This is a genomic window from Halorubrum hochsteinianum (assembly GCF_023702125.1).
GTDB lineage: Archaea > Halobacteriota > Halobacteria > Halobacteriales > Haloferacaceae > Halorubrum > Halorubrum hochsteinianum.
On the sequence record NZ_CP098415.1, the window covers coordinates 1228317 to 1246841 of the forward strand.

General features: G+C 72.6%; 18 protein-coding genes. 7 read left to right on the forward strand and 11 right to left on the reverse strand.

Annotation, left to right across the window (positions count from 1 at the left end; all coding sequences use genetic code 11):
• Positions 1–42 precede the first annotated feature (42 nt).
• The 3 genes from NAF06_RS06065 to NAF06_RS06075 are packed head-to-tail and all read right to left on the reverse strand — an operon-like array spanning position 43 to position 4255.
• Complete coding sequence (locus tag NAF06_RS06065) at positions 43–1188, reverse strand: ABC transporter ATP-binding protein (protein WP_049908826.1); 1146 nt, start codon at positions 1186–1188, stop codon at positions 43–45.
• Complete coding sequence (locus tag NAF06_RS06070) at positions 1178–3004, reverse strand: ABC transporter permease (RefSeq protein WP_008585316.1); 1827 nt, start codon at positions 3002–3004, stop codon at positions 1178–1180. Before NAF06_RS06070 ends, NAF06_RS06065 begins: the two co-directional genes overlap by 11 nt.
• Before the next feature lie 27 nt (positions 3005–3031).
• The gene (locus NAF06_RS06075) at positions 3032–4255 is read right to left on the reverse strand and encodes a thiamine ABC transporter substrate-binding protein (RefSeq protein WP_008585315.1); all 1224 of its coding nucleotides are present in this window, start codon (positions 4253–4255) and stop codon (positions 3032–3034) included.
• A 185-nt stretch (positions 4256–4440) separates the two neighbouring features.
• On the opposite strand from NAF06_RS06075, the gene NAF06_RS06080 reads away from it, so the two are divergent.
• From NAF06_RS06080 to NAF06_RS06100, 5 genes are all read left to right on the forward strand, one after another.
• Positions 4441–5259 carry a DUF6517 family protein gene (locus NAF06_RS06080; protein WP_008585314.1) on the forward strand — a complete coding sequence of 273 codons (819 nt, stop codon included), beginning with the start codon at positions 4441–4443 and terminating at the stop codon, positions 5257–5259.
• Positions 5260–5882: 623 nt separating this feature from the next.
• On the forward strand, positions 5883–6638 hold the full coding sequence (gene hisA, locus NAF06_RS06085; protein WP_008585313.1) for a 1-(5-phosphoribosyl)-5-[(5-phosphoribosylamino)methylideneamino]imidazole-4-carboxamide isomerase: 756 nt from the start codon (positions 5883–5885) through the stop codon (positions 6636–6638).
• A gap of 385 nt (positions 6639–7023) precedes the next feature.
• Entirely contained in the window at positions 7024–7620 is a 597-nt protein-coding gene (hisB, locus tag NAF06_RS06090) for an imidazoleglycerol-phosphate dehydratase HisB (protein WP_008585312.1), read from the forward strand.
• Between the two features lie 98 nt (positions 7621–7718).
• Positions 7719–8606, forward strand: coding sequence for a YkgJ family cysteine cluster protein (locus NAF06_RS06095; RefSeq protein ID WP_008585311.1), 888 nt, complete (start codon positions 7719–7721; stop codon positions 8604–8606).
• Positions 8607–8690: 84 nt separating this feature from the next.
• A complete protein-coding gene (locus NAF06_RS06100) occupies positions 8691–10472 on the forward strand; it encodes an L-aspartate oxidase (RefSeq protein ID WP_008585310.1) in 1782 nt (593 codons plus the stop codon).
• Positions 10473–10490: 18 nt separating this feature from the next.
• On the opposite strand, the gene NAF06_RS06105 is transcribed toward NAF06_RS06100, so the two are convergent.
• From NAF06_RS06105 to larE, 7 genes are all read right to left on the reverse strand, one after another.
• The gene (locus NAF06_RS06105) at positions 10491–10781 is read right to left on the reverse strand and encodes a DUF7861 family protein (RefSeq protein ID WP_008585309.1); all 291 of its coding nucleotides are present in this window, start codon (positions 10779–10781) and stop codon (positions 10491–10493) included.
• A gap of 28 nt (positions 10782–10809) precedes the next feature.
• Positions 10810–11409 (reverse strand): GNAT family N-acetyltransferase, encoded by a 600-nt coding sequence (locus NAF06_RS06110; RefSeq protein ID WP_008585308.1) that lies wholly within the window; start codon positions 11407–11409, stop codon positions 10810–10812.
• Positions 11410–11478: 69 nt separating this feature from the next.
• Positions 11479–12621: a Brp/Blh family beta-carotene 15,15'-dioxygenase gene (locus NAF06_RS06115; protein WP_008585307.1), complete on the reverse strand. Its 1143-nt coding sequence runs from the start codon at positions 12619–12621 to the stop codon at positions 11479–11481.
• The gene (locus tag NAF06_RS06120) at positions 12614–13444 is read right to left on the reverse strand and encodes a lycopene cyclase domain-containing protein (protein WP_008585306.1); all 831 of its coding nucleotides are present in this window, start codon (positions 13442–13444) and stop codon (positions 12614–12616) included. The genes NAF06_RS06115 and NAF06_RS06120 overlap by 8 nt, the downstream gene beginning before the upstream one ends.
• Positions 13445–13539: 95 nt before the next feature.
• Entirely contained in the window at positions 13540–14187 is a 648-nt protein-coding gene (serB, locus tag NAF06_RS06125; RefSeq protein WP_008585305.1) for a phosphoserine phosphatase SerB, read from the reverse strand.
• A gap of 46 nt (positions 14188–14233) precedes the next feature.
• Positions 14234–14437, reverse strand: coding sequence for a hypothetical protein (locus NAF06_RS06130; RefSeq protein WP_008585304.1), 204 nt, complete (start codon positions 14435–14437; stop codon positions 14234–14236).
• Between the two features lie 93 nt (positions 14438–14530).
• Positions 14531–15448, reverse strand: a complete 918-nt coding sequence (gene larE / locus NAF06_RS06135; protein ID WP_008585303.1) for an ATP-dependent sacrificial sulfur transferase LarE — start codon at positions 15446–15448, stop codon at positions 14531–14533.
• A 154-nt stretch (positions 15449–15602) separates the two neighbouring features.
• On the opposite strand from larE, the gene NAF06_RS06140 reads away from it, so the two are divergent.
• Together NAF06_RS06140 and NAF06_RS06145 are read left to right on the forward strand one after the other, a co-directional pair.
• Positions 15603–17636, forward strand: a complete 2034-nt coding sequence (locus tag NAF06_RS06140) for a MutS-related protein (protein WP_008585302.1) — start codon at positions 15603–15605, stop codon at positions 17634–17636.
• A gap of 73 nt (positions 17637–17709) precedes the next feature.
• A complete protein-coding gene (locus NAF06_RS06145; RefSeq protein ID WP_008585301.1) occupies positions 17710–17961 on the forward strand; it encodes a hypothetical protein in 252 nt (83 codons plus the stop codon).
• A gap of 51 nt (positions 17962–18012) precedes the next feature.
• Here the strand turns inward: NAF06_RS06145 and NAF06_RS06150 are convergent, their stop codons facing one another.
• On the reverse strand, positions 18013–18498 hold the full coding sequence (locus NAF06_RS06150; RefSeq protein WP_006629081.1) for a twin-arginine translocation signal domain-containing protein: 486 nt from the start codon (positions 18496–18498) through the stop codon (positions 18013–18015).
• Positions 18499–18525 lie beyond the last annotated feature (27 nt).

An 18525-nucleotide genomic window follows, 5' to 3' on the forward strand; every position in this document is an offset into this window, starting at 1 on the left:
GCGCCCTCTCGGGCGCTCGTCGGCACGCGCCACCGCAACTGGTTACTGTGGTTCCACGTCGATCACGTGCGCGTCGTCGGGGTCGAACGCGACGGTGACCGCGCCGTCGAGGGGGTCGACCGTCCGAACGAGCAGTTCGCGGTCCCCCCAGTCGAGGGTGACTCTGGTCGTCTCCCCGAGGAACTCCGCGCTGGCGACGGTCGCGCGCAGCGCGTTTTCGGTGCGGTTGCCCCTCCTCACCGCGTCGCCGTCGCCCGCGACCCGGAGGTGTTCCGGCCGGACGCAGAAGGCGACGCGGTCGCCGGCCTCGGGGATGGCGTCGGGGCCGTTTGCGACCCCGACGCGGAGGGTCTCGTCCGCGTCGTCGACGGCGACCGCGACCTCGCCGTCGGCGGGGGCGTCGCGGACTCGTCCCGAGAAGACGTTGTTGTCGCCGACGAACTCGGCGACGAACCGGGTGGCGGGCCGGCGGTAGACGGTCCGCGGCGGGGCCACCTGTTCGTGCGCCCCGTCGTTCATCACGGCGACGCGGTCGGAGACGGCCAGCGCCTCCTCCTGATCGTGGGTGACGTATATCGTCGTAATCGACAGCTCCGACTGGATCCGTTTCACCTGCGCGCGGAGTCGCTCGCGCAGGCGGGCGTCGAGCGCGCTCATCGGCTCGTCCAGGAGGAGCACGTCGGGGCCGGGCGCGAGCGCCCGCGCCATCGCGACCCGCTGCTGTTGGCCGCCCGAGAGGCTCTCCGGGTCGCGGTCGGCGGCGTCGGGCAGGTCGACGAGTTCGAGCAGGTCGGCGACGCGCTCGTCGCGCGTGACGCCTTCGGGCGGCTCGGCGAAGTTGAGCCCGTACGCGACGTTCTCGCCGACGGTCATGTGCGGGAACAGCGCGTAGCTCTGGAAGACGACGCCCACGTCGCGGCGCTCCGGCGGGACACCCGCGACCGACTCGCCGGCGAAGCGGACCGCCCCCACCGTCGGCTCCTCGAACCCCGCGATCAGGCGGAGCGTCGTCGTCTTCCCGCAGCCCGAGGGGCCGACGAGCGTGAAGAACTCCCCCTCGCGCACCCGCAGGCTCACGTCGTCGACGGCGGTCGCGTCGCCGTAGCGTTTGCTCACGCCGTCGAGTTCGACGGCGACGGGGGCGTCCGGGTGGGGAGCGTCGGGCGAGTCGCTCCGGTCAGAGCCCACGGTGGTCACCCCCGAGCCGCTCGATGACGACGAAGCTGAGTCCGGTGACGACCAGCAGGACGACGCCCATGGCGGTCGCCGGTCCGAGCCGCCGCCCGATGAACCGTTCGATCGCGACGGGCATCGTGTACGCGTCGGCCCCGGTCGCCAGCACCACGGTCGAGGTGAACTCACCGATCGAGATGGCGAACGCGAACGCCGCGCCCGCGACGACCGCGGGCCAGACGAGGGGGAGTTCCACGTCGCGGATCACCCGCGCCCGCGACGCGCCGAGCGCCCGCGCCGACTCGACGAGCGAGCGGTCCAGCCCCGAGAGCCCGGGCGAGACGGTGCGCACGACGAACGGGTAGCCCGCGACCGCGTGCGCGACGACGATGGCGACCGCGCCGCCGGCCGCGATCCGCCAGCCCGCGATCTCGACCCCGAAGACCAACCCCCGGAGCAGCCCGAGGCCGACGATTATCCCGGACACCGCGAGGGGGGCCATCGCGGCCGCGTCGACGAGCGTCCGCCCCCGATACCGCCGCGTGGTCAACACCGCGACGACGACGCCCATCGGGAGCGCGAGCAGGGTCGCCGCCCCCGCGAACGCCAGCGAGTTCCGGATCGCGGGCCACGGCCGCACCTGAAACGCCGCCCCCGTCTGCTGCCGCTCGACCAGGAATCGGTAGTGGTCGAGCGTGAGCGCGCCGTCGCCGCCCGTGACGGAGGCGAGGATCATCGACGCGATCGGCGCGAGGAAGACGACCCCGGCCACGACAGCGTAGGCGGCCAGCCCCGCCCGCGGCAGCAGGTCTCGGGCGGAGCGCGACGGCGGGACGAGCGACCGGCGCGGCAGCGGCCGCGCCCCGCGCGTGCTGGTCGCGTTCCGGGCCTCGTAGCGGAGGTACGCGAGCAGGACCGCGAGCGAGACGGCGAGTTCGACGATCGCCAGCGCGGCGGCCTCGGCGTAGTTCAGGTCGCGCACCAGCCGGTAGACGAACACCTCCACCGTCGCCAGTTCGAACCCGCCGAGCGCCAAGACGATTGGGAACGTCCCGAACGTGAACACGAACGTGAGCGCCGCGCCCGTCAACACGGCCGGGTACACCTGCGGCGCAACCACGTCGACGAACGCCCGCACCGGACCGGCACCGAGGCTCCGCGCGGTCTCGACCGCGCTCGCGTCGACCGACTCCCACGCCGCGGTCGTCACGCGCGCGACGAGCGGCGCGTTGTAGAACGCGTGGGCGATCACCACGGCTTCGAGGGTGAACATGAGGTCGACCGGCGGCAGCCCGAGCGCGCTCAGCGCGGCGTTCAGGGTGCCGTTCTGCCCGAACGTGGCCACGAACCCCACCCCGACCATTATCGACGGCAGGACGAACGGGACGATGGTCAGCGAGCGCAGCGTCTTCCGGCCCGGGAACTCGAAGCGCGCGAGCAGGTAGGCGGCGGGGAGCCCGAGGGCGACGCTCGCGACCGTCGAGAGCACCGCCTGATACGCGGTGAACCCGACGATCCCCAGCCGGCGGTCCGGCGAGAGCAGCGCCCGCGCGACGACTCCCGGCGGCTCGCCGGACAGCAGGCGCGCGAGTTCGCCGAAGTAGAAGGGGTCGGTGAGCACGTCGGCGAAGACGCCGAGGGTGAACGCGCCGTCGACGACGACGGCCTCGACGAGGACGGTCGCGGTCGGGTAGTAGAAGGCGACGACGAGCGTGAGGCTGGTGAGGACCGCGAGCGCGGTCAGCGCGCGCGCCTCGGTCCAGGCGCGGAGCCGCGCCACGCGGCCGCCGTGGTCGTCGGCGTCCCGGGCGTCGTCGCCGTGGTCGCTCACGCGCTCGGGCCCTCGTCGCCCACGCGTTTAGTTACCGGCGAACTGCCGCTCCCAGGCCTCGACCCACGCGTCGACCGAGCCCTGAAGCTCGTCGTAGGAGAACGTCACCGGGTCGGCCGGCTCCTGTGCCAGCTCCGCGTAGTCGCTCGGCAGCTCGGCGGTTCCGGTCGCCGGGAACGCGACGTTGCGCTGGGCGATCTCGCCTTGAACGTCGGGCTCCAGCACGAACGACATGAACTCCCGCGCCAGCTCCGGCTCGTCGGCGTCGGCGAAGACGGCCATCCCCTCCGGGTTCGCGTACGCCTGATCGTTCAGGAACCGGATCTGGTGTTCTTCGAGGTTCTCGCCCTCCATGTCGGCGAACACCTGATCGGTGGAGTAGGAGACGACGATCGGCGCTTCCCCCTCGCTCCAGGCCGTGTACGCGTCGTCCCAGCTCCCCAGCACGCGCACGTCGTTCGCCTGGAGGTCCGCCCAGTAGTCGAGGTAGTCGTAGTCGGCGTCGCCGTCCTCGCCCGAAACGGCCTCCCCGTCGCCGTCGCTCGCGACCCCGCCGTCGCCGAACCGGTTGATCGTGTGGAGGAGGAACGCGCGACCGGTCGCGGAGCCGCCGGGGTTCTGCGCGATGAGCGCGCCCGCGTGCTCCTCGTCGAGCAGCCCGTCGAACGTCTCCGGGGCCTCCGTCGCCGTCCCGTCGTACACGAGGCTCACGTAGCCGGTGTCGAACGGGACCGCCCGGTCGAACGGGTCGAACAGCAGCCCCTCCCGCACGTCGTCGAACCCGTCGACCGAGCCCCGCTCCGCGAAGAGGTCCCCGTCGAGCTCCTCGTCGACGCGCACGAGGTCCTCCGTGGTGAGGCCGACGTAGAGGTCGGCGTCGACGCCGGCTCCCGAGGCCGCGCGCTCGACGTAGTAGTTCACCTCGTTGTCGGGCGTCGCCCACTCCAGCTCGGCGTCGAAGCGGCTCTCGAACTCCTCTTTGAGCCACTCGCCGGGACTCACCGAGGGCGCGTCGATGAAGTTGGCGTAGGTGGCGACGGTCAGCGTCGGCGTCTCGCCGTCTCCCTCCCCGTCGGAGCCGTCCGAGCCGTCGCCGCCGCTCTCGTCGCCGCCCTCGTCCCCGTCGCCGGTGCGCTCGGCGCTACAGCCGGCGAGGGCGACGGCCCCCGCCGCCCCGGCCGCCGTCAGGAACCGTCGTCGGGTGTGTGGCCGGACGGGTCGCCGCCGCGTCTCGCTCTCGTCGGTGGTCATCACTCGGTTGTTGTACTCGGTGGTTACAAAAGGGATCCGTGTCGGTCGCGGCGTCGTCCGCCGGCGACCCGCGGATTCCGACGCGACCGCCCCTCCCCGCGCCTCCCCGCGCTTCCCCGCGCTTCCCCGCGCCTCCCCGCGCCGCCCGGCGACATGCATTTACCCCCGGGTGACCTGTTCGACCCATGGAACCACGCCCCGCGGATCGGTCGACGACGACAACGCGGCGACGGCTGCTGGCCGGTGCCGGGAGCCTCGGGCTGCTCGGACTGGCGGGCTGTCTCGGCGCGCGGGAGGGGCCGGTGCCGGAGCCGACGGTGACCAGCGACAGAATCGAGGACTGGCGGCAGATCGACAAGTCGCGGAGCACGGTGTTCGAGCAGTCGTACGGGCCGGTGACGGTTCAGGCGCGCGAGCGGACGCTGATATACGAGTACGTCGACGTCGCCGAGGCGCTCGCGGCGACGTTCGACGCGTCGGGGTCGCCCGTCGTCTTCTTCGCCACCCGGATCGACCTCCGGCCGGCAATCGACCAGTTGCCCGCGGGCGTCGGCCGCGACCGGCTGATGGAAGAGGTGGAGGGCGCGGCGGTCGACGCGTTCCGCGCGCAGCTCCGCGACAGCGGGATCGAGAACGTCGAGGTCGCAGACGAGGGGACGACGACGGTCCGGAGCGGGCACACCGCGACGGCGTGGCGGCTCGCGGGCGAGTTCGCGCTCGACGGGGAGTTCCCGCTGCCGGACGGTTCGACCGAGTCGGTCAGCGAGACCGTCGAGATGGAGTCGCGGCTCGGCGTCTGGCACGACGGGACCGACGTGATCGTCGCGGGCGGCGCGTACCCGACCGACCCGCTCATCGAGGTGATCGGCGAGGCGCTCCCGAACCTCGTGGACGCCGAGACGGTCGTGACGGAACTCGCCGACGCGGAGACAGCCGAGGCGCTCGCGACCGACCCCGCGGCTTTCGACGAGGACGTCTCGCAACTGCTCATCTCCGTGGAGTGAGTGGGTCGAGACCCGGAATATCCGACTCCATTGAAACGCGATTGTTTATAAATAGGTGCGGTGGCGCGTGCCGACGAGCGGCCGATAGGCCGCGAGTCGCACGCGCGAGGGAGTCGCTGGCGGTCGAGCGAAGCGAAGACCGCCAGCGACGAGGCTGGGGAGGCGTGAGGTGCTGTGCGGAGCGGTGCGGGGGCGGGATTCGAAGGGGCAGTCGCGAGGGCGAAGCACGACGAAGTAAGCACCGCAGGGAGCGAACAAAGTGAGCGACTGAGGAGCGCAGCGAGTCGCGCGAGTCCTCGCGACTGGGGCTTCGGCGGTATCCGTGTCGATCGGTTAGTTATAACCGACTACGTACAGCCGAGCGACTGGGGCTTCGGCGGTATCCGTGTCGATCGGTTAGTTATAACCGACTACGCACAGCCGAGCGACCGGGGCTTCGGCGGCGTTCGCGGCGGCAGCAACGACGTAGTGCCGAGCAACCGGGAATGTAGAGGCGTTCGCCGGCGATCCAGCCGCAGCCATTCATAAGCAAACGACTGCGTCCCCGGAGGAGTTCACCGCCGAACTCGCTCGTTTCGCCCCGAACCGACCGGTTTAATCGCCGTCGTCGGCTCCTATCGCGTATGAGCGACTTCCCCGAGTTCGAGGTGATTCCCGCCGTCGACGTGCAGGACGGCGAGGTCGTCCAGCTGGTCGGCGGCGAGCGCGGGACGGGCAAACGCTACGGCGACCCGGTCGACGCCGCCGAGCGCTGGATCGACGCGGGCGCGAGCACCCTCCACCTCGTCGACCTCGACGGCGCGTTCGAGGGCGAGCGGGTCAACGCCGCGGCGATCGAGGCGGTCGTCGAGGCGGTCGGCGGCGCGGACGGCGACGACGCGATCGGCCTCCAACTCGGCGGCGGCATCCGCACCGCCGGCGGCGCGCGCGACCTCCTCGATCTGGGACTCGACCGCGTGATACTCGGGACTGCGGCGGTCGAGACGCCCGAGATCGTCGCGGAGATCGACGAGACGCACCCGGGAAGCGTCGTCGTCAGCCTCGACGCGAAGGACGGCGAGGTCGTGGTGTCGGGGTGGACGGAGGGAACCGGGCTCGACCCCGCCGAGGCGGCCGCGCGCTACGAGGAGCTGGGTGCGGGCGCGATCCTCTTCACGAACGTCGACGTGGAGGGCCAGTTGGAGGGGATCGACCGCGAGGCGGTGGAGTCGGTGGTCGAGGCGGTCGACATCCCGGTCATCGCGTCCGGCGGCGTGGCGTCGGTCGGCGACGTGGTCGCGCTGAAGGAGGCAGGGGCGGCCGCGGTCGTGGTCGGGACCGCGCTGTACGAGGGCGAATTCACGCTGCGGGAGGCGCAACAGGCGGCCGACGAGGTCTGAGACGAGGCGTTCGGATGTGGAGTCGTGGATGACTCGGTCGGACACAAGCGCGTCCCCATGACCGAGACCGCCGAAGCCCCAGCCGCGAGGTTGACGCACGCTCGCTGCGGTCCTCTCTCAGTCGCTGTCGCTCCTTCGCTGCGGTCCTTGCGTCGCCTGCGTCAACCTCGCGGCTGCCCCTTCGAGTCCCGCCCTACCGCACCTCACACCTCCCCAGCCTCGTCGCTGGCGGCCTTCGCTCACGCTTCGGCCGACAGCGACTCCCTCGCGCGACGCTCCTCGGCCGCAAGGCGGCCTCGGAGGCGCGCGCCACCGCAGTTGAACTTATAACTGATGACACCCCGTTCCCCGCAATTCCCTTAAGAGCCGCCCGCGACGGACACGTATGAGCGAGCACGAGCGGACCGCGGCGGTCACCCGCGAGACCGCGGAGACGACGATCGAGTTGACGCTCGCGGTCGACGGCGACGGCGACAGCGAGGTCGACACGGGGATCGGCTTCTACGACCACATGCTGGCGTCGTTCGCCAAACACGGCCTCTTCGACCTCACCGTGCGCTGTGACGGCGATCTGGAGATCGACGACCACCACACCGTCGAGGACGTGGCGATCTGCCTCGGCGAGGCGTTCGACGAGGCGCTCGGCGACAAGCGCGCGATCCGCCGGTACGCCGACCGGCGCGTCCCCCTCGACGAGGCGGTCGCGAGCGTCGTCGTCGACGTGGCGGGCCGCCCCTACTACGAGTTCGCCGGCGAGTTCTCACAGGAGTCCGTCGGCGAGTTCACGAGCGTCATGGCCGACCACTTCGCGCTGTCGCTGGCCCACAACGCCGGGCTGACGCTCCACGCCGCGGTCGAGAAGGGCGACAACGCCCACCACGAGGTCGAGGCCCTGTTCAAGGCGCTGGCGCGCGCCCTCGACGACGCCACCCGCCTCGACGAGCGCCGCAGCGACACGCCGAGCACCAAGGGCGAACTGTAAGCCGGCGGCGCTCCCCGAGACCCTCCTCGCCGATCGACCACCTCTCCGAGGCCTCCCCGCCGATCCCTTATCCCCGCGCGAACCGTTCGCACGTTCGTATGGAACTCCGCTGTGAGGGGTGCGCCGGCTGCTGCGTCGACTGGCGACCGCTCGACCCGGCGGCCGCGGGCTCCGACCGCACCGGGCCGCGCCCCCCGCTCGACGACGTCTACGACCTCGCGCCGCTCACCCGCGACGAGGTGGCCCGGTTCGTCGACGACGGCCTCGCCGCCGCGCTCACGCCCCGGCTGTTCGAGCCAGCCGAGGGCGACGACAGCGTCGGGATCGACGGCGTCGACCTCGCCGCCGCGAACGGTCGCCCCGTCTTCGTCGTCGGCCTCCGGAAACCCCCAAAACCGGTCGCCCCGGTCGGGACCGACGAGCCGCGCTGGCTCGACGCCTGCGTCTTCCTCGACCCGACGACGCTCCAGTGCCGGATCCACGGCGACGAGCGCTACCCGCGCACCTGCGCGACCTACCCCGGCCACAACCTCGAACTCGGCGCGGAGACGGAGTGCGAGCGCGTCGAGGCCGCCGGCGGCGGCGACCGCCTCCTCGACGACGACCCGCCGAACGACCTCCCGGCACCCGCGTTCGGCCCGCAGGCGCTCGGCGCGACCGTGTTCGCCTACCCCGACCCCGACGCGCTCGACGGCGTCGTCGCCCGACTCCGGGACGGCGAGGCGACCCCCGACGACCGCGCCCGCTTCGCCGGTGCCGCCGTCGGCTCTCGCCCCGGATCGCTGTCGGTCGACCGCGACCGCATGGCCGAGGCCCGGGACAGCGCCCGCGAGACCGACTCCTGGGTCGGGACGGCGATCCGCGAGTGGACCGAACGGGCCGCCCCCGACGGCGACCCCGTCGCGCTCGACGCCGACGCGCTCGGTCGACTGGTGCGCGACGTGGAAGACGACGCGGGCGCGCCCGACACGCCCGGGTGGGACTGAAGCGGCGGCCGCGCGGGCTCGATCTGGCGCTCACGCGCGCACACGCGCGTGAGGCTTACCCGTGTGCGGCTCTTCCATTCTGTCATGACCGAACGAGACACCGACGAGCCGGTCGAGTACGCGCGCGAGGACGTTTCCGTCCTCGTCGTCGGCGCTGGCGCGGCGGGCGCACGCGCGGCCATCGAACTGGCCGAGCGCGGCGTCGACGACCTGCTCGTGCTCGGCAAGCGCGGGCACGGCGACGCGCACACGACGTGGGCGCGCGGGGGGATCAACGGCGCGCTCGGCACGCGCGACCCCGAGGACTCGCCGGCGATCCACGCCGCCGACACGCTCAACGAGGGCCACCACGTCAACGATCCGGCCAAGGTCGAGACGGTGACGGAACAGATGCCGGCGCGCCTCCGCGAACTCGACGAGTGGGGCATGGAGTACTCCCGGACCGACGACGGCGAGATCGACCAGCGCTACTTCGGAGCCCAGTCGTTCCGCCGGACCGCCTTCGCCGGCGACCACACCGGCGAGTCGATGCTGAACACCCTCGTTGACCGCGCACAGTCCCTGTCCGTCCCCTACCGGGAGAACGTGATGATAACGAAACTGGTCTCCGACGGCGGCGCGGTCCACGGTGCCGTCGGCTTCGACATGGACGACGGCGAGTTCGTGCTGTTCAACGCCGGCACCGTCGTCCTCGCCGCCGGCGGCCACGCCGCCATCTACAACCGGCACACCTCCCGCGACGACGAGAACAACGGCGACGGGGCGGCGCTGGCGTACGACGCCGGCGCGTCCCTGATGGACATGGAGTTCATGCAGTTCCACCCGACCGGGATGGCCGTCGACGAGAGCGATCCCGAGTGGGAGCCGTGGAGCGGCCGCCTCGTGACCGAGGCGGTCCGCGGCGAGGGGGGCCGACTGTTCAACGCGGAGGGCGAGCGGTTCATGGAGCGCTACTCGCCGGACCAGATGGAGCTCGACGCGCGCGACGTGGTCGCCCGGGCGATCGCGCGCGAGGTCGCCGAGGGGCGCGGCACCGAGAACGGTGGCGTCTACCTCGACATCTCCCACCGCGACGCCGACTTCGTCCGGGAGCGGCTCCCGCGGATGTACGAGCGCTTCCAAGAGCTCGGCGTGGACATGGCCGAGGAGGCGGTCGAGGTGGCCCCGACCTCCCACTACGGGATGGGCGGGGTCGCGGTCGACGACCACGGGGAGACCGACGTGGACGGGCTCTTCGCCATCGGCGAGACGATGGCGGGCGTCCACGGCGCGAACCGACTCGGCGGGAACTCGCTGGCCGAGACCGTCGCGTACGGCGTCGTCGCCGGCGAGCGGATCGCCGACCGCGCGGACGGACCGGGGACCGTCCCGGACGACCTCCGCGAGTCGGTCGTCGAACCGCACCTCCGAGACCTGCGCGCGATGGCGAACCGCGACGGCGAGCACGACGTGGACGCGGTGCTCGCCGAACTGCGGGAGCTGATGTGGGACCACGCCGGCATCCTCCGCGACGAGGCGTCGCTCCGGGCGGGGCTCGACCGCCTCGCCGACGTGCGCGAGCGCGCCGCCGACCTGCGCGTCGGCCCAGTCACGAGCGAGTCGTTCGAGTTCGCGGTCGACCTCGGCTTCATGATCGTCGCCGCCGAGGCGGTGCTCCGCGGCGCGCTCGAACGCGAGGAGTCCCGCGGCGCTCACTACCGCACCGACTTCCCCGACACCGACGCCGACTGGCGGCGCAACGTCTACTTCGACGCCGCCGACGTGGGCGGCATGCGGCTCCGGACCGAGCCGGTCGACGAGCCGAGCGAGGCGGTCAAGGCCGCGCTCGACGAGGGGCACGAACTGGACTACCACCAACTGGAGTGACCGTGGGTCAGCCTCCGCTCACCCGCCCCGCTTCCGGTACCAGACCTGCTCGCCCGCCGGCGACTCGCCGTCCTCGATCGGGAGCCGGCCCACGAACAGGTCCCTGACGGCGAACGTTATCAGCAGGTCGACGGGGTCGCCGACCCCGTCCCCGGGTCCGGCCTCGGCGTCTTCCGACCCCGCCGGTTCGACCGGCCGAACCGTCACGACGCAGTGGCCGTCGCGCTCGCGGATCGACTCGATCACGCCGACCGACCACCGGTCGACGTGATGCGACGGCTCCCTCGCGTGGACGCGGTCGTGGTTCACCGCCGACTCCCGGTCCGGCGTCGCGCGATCACGAGCCGCTCGCCTCCGGCCCGCCCCCGTCGCCCCCGACTCGCCGCACCGCGAGCGCGCCCTCGCAGACGCACTCGCCCTCGCATTTCGGGCACTCCGACGCCGGTCGGTCGATCGGGTCGCGGTGGACCGTCTCGTACCCGTGTCCGTCGAACAGCTTCTCCGGCGAGTCGTCGCCCCCGTGGTACCACGAGTCCGCGACGAACAGGTCGACGCCGCGCTCGGCCCCGACCGCGTGGAGCCGTTCGAGCAACCGGCTCCCGATCCCGCGGCCGGTCGCGTCCCCCCTGACGTACCCCATTTCGAGGTGGCCGTACAGCTCCGCGGCCGGCAGGAGGCCGGGGTCGTCGAAGAAGTACATCTCGTCGGCGACGGCGGCGGGATCGGCGAACTCCCGGAGCGCCATGACGCCGAGGATCGAACCCTCTGAGTCGGTGTCGTCGCCTCCGGCCTCGACCGCGACCAGCACGCGGTACGTCGGGTCGTCGAGCCCGAGGTCGACGCCGTAGGAGCTCCCCTCGCTGAAGTGCGACGTGATGAGCGCCTCCAGCGGCTCGGCGTCGCCGGGGCGGGGCCCTCGGATCGCGATCTCGTCCATCTACCGGAGCGAGGGGTTCCCGGAGCAAGAGCGGTGCGGTGTCGGAACCGCGACGGGTTCGACCCCTCGTCAGGCTCCGACGCCGGGACGCCAGACGCCCTGCCGCCGGTCGAGCCACGCGACGACGACGACGTGGGGTAAGGTCATCGCGGCGATGGCGACCAGCGACACGGCCAGCAGGTCGCCGGGCGCGGCCACGCCCGCCGGCACGCTCGCGCCCACCGCGCCGACCACGAGGAACCCGCCGAGCGTGAGCGGTGCCGCGTCGCGGCCGAAGCGGGCGAGCGCGCCGACGGCGTCGCCGGCCGACGCGGCGCTCGCGGCCTCGGGGTCGACGAGGACGAGCCGCCCGACGTGCCGGAGCGCGTGCCACAGCGCGAAGTACACCCCGATCGCGAACACCGGTGCCGCGAGCAGGAACCACGCCCACAGCACCGCCAGTTCGCCGACGTCGCGCCGCCACCCGGCGGGGTCGCGTCTCGCCCCGCCGTCGTTACTGCCGTCGCCGCCACCCCGGACTCGGCGGTAGCCCAGTCCGACCGACGCCAGCGTCGCGGCCGCCATCCCCGCGCCGACCGCGGCGCGGACCGCGGGCGTGAAGAGGGGGTCGACCGCGGTCGCGGCCGCGCCCGCGTCGACGAGGAACAGCCCGACGGTCCACTCGGCCACCAGTCGGTACTCCTCCGGATGCGCGAGCAGCGGAACGCCCATCGGGAGGCCGCCGCGGACGACGAGCGCCAGCCACCGCTCCGCCGACGTGGGCAGGTGGTCGACGCTCGCGATAGCGAGCGTCGCCACGTCGCCCTGCCCCCAGTGGAGCCACGTGAGCGCGACGAAGCCGACGAACGCCGCGACCGGCGCGAGGAAGAACGCGGCGACCACCGCGCCGCCGAGGACCGCGTAGACGACGGAGACGACCGCGATCGACCGTCGCAGCGACACGCCCGGGGCGGCCCGGAGCGGGACGAGGTGGTCGACCGCGCCGTGAGCCATCCCGACGACGAGCGTCCCGAGCGCGAACGTCGCGACGCCGACTTCGACCGGAAACAGGGGGGTCACGGCACCGATCGGGAGGAGCGCGGCCAGCGCCAGCGCCGGGCGTCGCGCGAACCACCGGTCGACCCGTTCCTCGGCCGACTCCGCGGTCGACCCGCGCCGCCCCGCGTCGGCTGGGCGCGATTCGGTCGACTCCGTCGCCGCGGCCTCAGTCATCGACCACGTCGGGGTCCGGGTCGGCGGGCGGTTCCGGGCCGGGCACGTCGGGCTCGGCCGCTCCCGACGGGACCGACTCCGCGACGCTCCCGCGGCGGTCGTTCCAGTCGAGCACCCACTCGAACAGCACCAGCCCGTTGACGGTCATCACCCCGGCGGCGGCGAAGAAAAGCATCTCCTCGATCGGGAGGCCCAACACGGCGACGCCGGTCGTGTACTCGGCGGAGAGCTGCCACGTCCCCATCGCGATCGCGATCCGGTCGGCGACCCAGAAGTAGGCGGCCGGGATCAGCGTCGCGGCGAGCCACATCCGCGGCGTGCGGACGAGGTACCCCCCGCCGACCGCCCACTGGAGCGCGACCACCGGACCGACCCACGCGATCAGGCCGCCGAGGTAGAGGTACGAGGGGTCGAGCGTCGTCAGCCAGAGCCCGCCGACGACCATCGCGACCCCGGCGATGACGCCGGCGACCCTCGGTTTCCGGTCGAAGTCGCCCTCGCGGAACGTCGGGTCGAACCCGATCAGGTGGAGCGCGAACGCGGTGACGACGGTCTGGATGGTGAAGAACAGGTACTCGCCGAGGGGGATCGACAGCGCCCGGACGAGCACCGCTCCGTCGGCGTACCACCACGCGCCCTGCCGGATCATGTAGCTGATCCACGGCGTCGTGTAGAAGTACGCGATGGCCACGAGGATCGCGATCCCGACCGTCGCCCGCCGCTGGCGGACGGCCTCGTACCGCGGCGCGAGGTACCACAGCAGCGCCAGCACGGGGACGCTGAAAACGAGGTGGAACTGAAGGTACGTCAGCGTCGGTAGCATCGGATCACCCCGGCGAGGACGCTCATGCGATCACGTTCGGCTCGTCGTTGATTAAGGCTTGATCCAAACATGGTCAGGTGTCGACCGGTGTCAGTTCACTCCGCCGCGAGCACGCCGTGCGCCTCCAGCACCTTCCCGAGCCGGTACATTGAGGCGACGACGGCGTCGCAGACGGGCCGCACCGCGGACTTTGGGACGAAGCCGACGGCGAGGCCCGCGACCTCCAGCATCGGCAGGTCGTTCGCGCCGTCGCCGACCGCCACCGCGTCGGCCATCGAAACGCCGACCTCGGCCGCCAGGTCCGCGAGCGCGTCGTCTTTCGTCCCCTCGATGAGCGGCCCCTCGGCCGCCCCGGTGAGCGCGCCGTCGGCCCCGGTCGGCAGGCGGTTCGCGACGATCGTGTCGACCGCGACCCCCTCCCGCTCCAGCGCCGCCTCGACGCCGCGCTCGAAGCCGCCGGTCAACACGGCGACGTGGTGCCCCTCGTCGCGCAGGCGTCGGATGAGCCGCGCCGCGCCGGGTCGGATCCGGACCGCGTCGAAGGCGTCCGCGATGTCTTCCTCCGGGAGGCCCTCCAGTAGCTCCGCGCGCCGATAGAGGCTCTCGGCGTAGCTCATCTCGTCGTTCATCGCCCGCTCGGTGATCTCGGCGACCTCGTCGGTGACGCCCGCCCGCTCGGCGAGCAGCACCGTCATCTCGGAGTCGGAGAGCGTCCCGTCGAAGTCGAACGCGATGAGACTCATGGGTTCCGTTCGTCTCGGCGGGACCTTGAAGCGCGCGGTCGCGGGGTCACTTGCCGTCCGCGTCGGCGAGGAACTCCACGTCGCCGGCGACGACCGCGCTGGCGATGACCCCGACGCCGACGAGGGTGGCGACCCCGAGGGTGGTCAGGGTCACCGAAACCGCCGACCCGCCGACCGCGACGCCGACGAACGCCCCGACGGCCCCGCCGACGCCGCCGGCGATCACCGCCAGCGTCTGCGCCTCTCGCATAGGTGTCGCTTCAGCAACACGGGTTATAAGCGTTCGTGCCGGGTTCTCTCCGGTGATAACGCGGCGGGCCGCGCGAGCGGTCCGGCGGCGGGTTCAGCGCGGGTACCGCCGACCGAGGTCGACGCCATCGTCGGCCGAACCGTCCGAATTCTCTTCGTCCTCGTCGCCGCCCGGACTCACGCTCCCCGTCCGGTAGCCGGCCATGTCGAGCGTGACGTACTCGAAGCCGAGGTCGGTGAGGTGTTCGTGGACGGCGTCGGCGAACGCCGGGTCCAGCGCGCGCTCCAGTTCCTCCGGCGCGATCTCGACGCGCGCCAGCCCGTCGTGGTCGCGCACCCGGAACCCCTCGAAGCCCCACTCGCGGAGCACCCGCTCGGCCTTCTCGACGCGGCTCAGCCGCTCCTCGGTCACCTCCAGTCCGGTCGGGATCCGCGAGGAGAGACACGCCATCGAGGGCTTGTCGGCGACGGAGAGGTCGTAGGCGTCGGCGATCGCGCGCACCTCCTCCTTCGATACGCCGGCGTCCAGCAGCGGGGAGAACACGTCGAGCTCCTCGACGGCGCGGAGGCCGGGTCGGTGGCCCTCGCCGGGGTCGTCCGCGTTCGTCCCGTCGCAGACCGTGTCGATCCCGAGGTCCTTCGCCGTCTCGTACATCTTGCCGAGCCGCATCGTCCGGCAGTGGTAACAGCGGTCGCCGTCGTTGGCGACGAAGTTCGGGTCGTCCAGCTCGGAGAAGGTCACGGTCTCGTGGGGGATCCCGATCTCGTCGGCGACCCGCTCCGCGTCCGCCAGCTCCGCGGCTGGGAGCGTCTCGCTGCGGGCGGTACACGCCACGGCGTCGTCGCCGAGTACGTCCGCCGCCAGCGCCGCGACCACCGCGGAGTCGACCCCGCCCGAGAACGCGACGAGGACCCCGTCGCGCTCGCCGAGCGCGTCGCGGGCGGTCGCCGCCTTCGCCGCCGTCTCGGGCGCGAGCGACCCGTCGCCGACGGGCCGCGCGTTCTGACTCATGGCCGGCGTTGGCGGCGAGCGCGAAAAAGCCCGTCGCACGCGGATCGGCGCTCTTCGCCGCCGACGCGAACCGGTCCCGGTTCGAGGTCGCGCGCGTCCGGACCGCGGGAGCGACCCGCACGCTTTAGACCGTTGCCGCGATACCGGCGAGTAGATGGAGCTGGAGGCGATCCCCGGCGTCGGGGCCAAGACGGCCGCGGCGCTGCGCGAACTGGACGACCCGGTCGCGACCGTCGAGTCCGGCGACGTGGCCGCCATCGCCCGCGCGCCGGGCGTCAACGAGGCCCGCGCGGCCCGGATCGCCCGCGGGGCGATCCGCCGCCGCCACGACGACGAGGGGCGCGTGCTGGCGACCGACCGCGCCCGCGAGCTGTACCGGGAAGCGATCGACCTGCTGCGCGAGCGCACCGTCACCGACTACGCCGCGAAGCGGCTGGAGACGTTCTACCCGAGCGCGTCCGCCTCGCGGATCGCGGAGGCGCAGTCGTTCGCGGCCGACGCCGCGGAACGCGACCCGGACCCCGCCGTCCGCGAGGCGCTCGCGGACTGCGCGCCCCTCTCCGACCCCCCGACCGTCCGCGTCCGCGACCGCTGCCTCGCGACCGCCGACGCCGAGACGCTCGCGCGCGCCGAGGCGGCCGTCCCCGAGCTCTCCGTCGAGACCGTCGAGGACGCCCGCGACGTCTCCGAACTCGGCCGGTCGTACGCCTCCGTGATCGTCTTAGACGAGTCGTTCGCCGGCCTCGACGTCGAGGGCGACGTGGTCGTCCGTCCGGACGCGCTCGAAACCCCCGCGGAGACGGTTCCCGAGCGGCTGCTGACGTTCTTCGCGGAGAACCGCGAGCGGCTGGAGGCGGCGGCGGCGGTCCACGAGGCGGCCGGGACCGCGGCCGACGCCCCCGTCGACCTCGACCGCCTCCGCGACGCGCTCTCGCGGCTCGACGACGACGGCACGATCGCCGGCGACGCGGAGTTGGACCGCCTGACCGCCGCCGTCGACGACCTCGACGCCGCGGTGTCGACGGCTGCGTCGGTCGCCGACGACCGCCTGCGCGAGGCGATCCGCGAGCGCGACGTGACCATCGAGGGGACCGACTTCCTCTCCCTCGTCGAGCAGGGCGCGCGCGTCGACTCCCTTTTAGACCGCGAACTCGCCGACGAGTACGACGAGGCGGTCGACGCCGCCCGCGACCACCTCGCCGACGCGCTCCGCCTGAAGCCGGAGGAGGCGGAATTGGCCGAGCGCGTCTTCGGCGGCGACCCCTCGTTCCCGGTGGACCACGACGAGAGCGCCGTCTCCCGGCTCCGAGCCGAGCTCTCGGCGGCCCGCGACCGCCGCGCCGCGAGGCTGAAGGCCGACCTCGCGAGCGACCTCGGCGACCTCCGCGAGCCGGTCAAGACGCTGGTGCGCGACGCCCTGGAGCTCGACGTGGAACTCGCGGTCTCGCGGTTCGCCCGCGACTTCGACTGCGTGCTGCCGGAGGTCGTCGACCCGGACGCCGAGGGGGACGCCGCCGCCGAGGGCGACGCCGACGCCGGCGACGGCGCGAAGGGCTTCCGCATCGAGGGCGGCCGCTCCCCGCTGCTTGACGTCGACTTCGCCGACGTGGAGCCGGTCGACTACGCCGTCTCGGGCGCGACCCTGCTCTCCGGCGTCAACTCCGGCGGGAAGACCTCCACGCTCGATCTGGTCGCCTTGGTCGTCGTGCTGGCGCAGATGGGGCTGCCGGTCCCCGCCGAGTCGGCCACGGTCGAGCGGTTCGAGGAGATCCACTACTACGCGAAGTCGCAGGGGACGCTCGACGCGGGCGCGTTCGAGGCCACGCTCCGCGACTTCGGCGACCTCGTCGACGGCGCGGACGGCCGCCTCGTCTTGGTCGACGAGCTGGAGTCGATCACCGAGCCGGGGGCCTCCGCGAAGATCATCGCGGGGATTCTGGAGGCGCTCGATGACCAGCACGCGACCGCGGTGTTCGTCTCGCACCTCGCCCGCGAGATCAGAGACGCCGCCGACTTCGAGGTCGCGGTCGACGGCATCGAGGCGGCGGGGCTCGTCGACGGCGAACTCCGGGTGAACCGCTCGCCGAAGAAGGGCCACCTCGCGCGGTCGACGCCGGAGCTGATCGTCGAGAAGCTCGCGGACGACCGCGGCGGCGAGTTCTACGGCGACCTGTTGGAGAAGTTCTGAGACCTCGCACGTCCGCCCTCGATAGAGGGACACCGCCGGTACGTTCATATTCCGTCCGCCGATATCGCGTCGCATGCCCGCAGTGTCCCCGTTCGGCGTCCTCCTCTTCGCGGCTCAGGTCGGCGTCGGCGTTCAGGCGTCCCGCTCGCTCACCGCCCGCGACCGCGCTCACCGCGCCGCGGTCGGCCTCGCCGTCGCGACGCTCGGCGCACTGGTCCTGTTCCGTTTCGGCGTCGTCGCGACCGTCGCCGTCGATCTCGCCGTGCTCGTCGCGTCGGTCACCGTCGCCGACCGGGGTGGCCGACGCTCGGTCGCAGGTCGGTGACCGCCGAGCGGCACCCCCCGAGTCGTCGGTCTCGCCGGATCGCTCGGGCGTTCACGTCTCGTCCGGTTCGCCTGGCCAGACGAGCCGCCACTCGCCGCCGTCGGTCGCGACGAGCCACCGGAGTTCCAACTCGCCGTCGTCGGCCTCCACGGTCACGGAGACGAGGGCGTTCTCCGCGGCGATCGACTCGGTACCGTCGGCGGTGAGCGACGCGGCGAGGAACCCGGAGACGCTTCGAATCCGGTCGGGAGAGAGGTCCTCGGCGATCACCACGGATTCGACGAACCGCTGCCGCACCGTCCCGTCGAACGCCATGGGTGCGTCACCGGCGAGCTCCGACAGCGGGGAGGCGGAGTGAGCGAGGTCGCGCACGTCGTCGGCGAACGCCTCGGCGTCCTCGGCGTCGCTCGCTCGCCGGTAGTACGCCTCGACGACCGCAACCGGACCGTCCGATTCGATACGTGCGATGGAGGGACTCCCGACCGCGAGCGCGAGGGCCGCCGCACCGCCCGCGGACAGGAACGATCGCCGCTCCATGATCACTCGTGAAGAAAATCCATAATA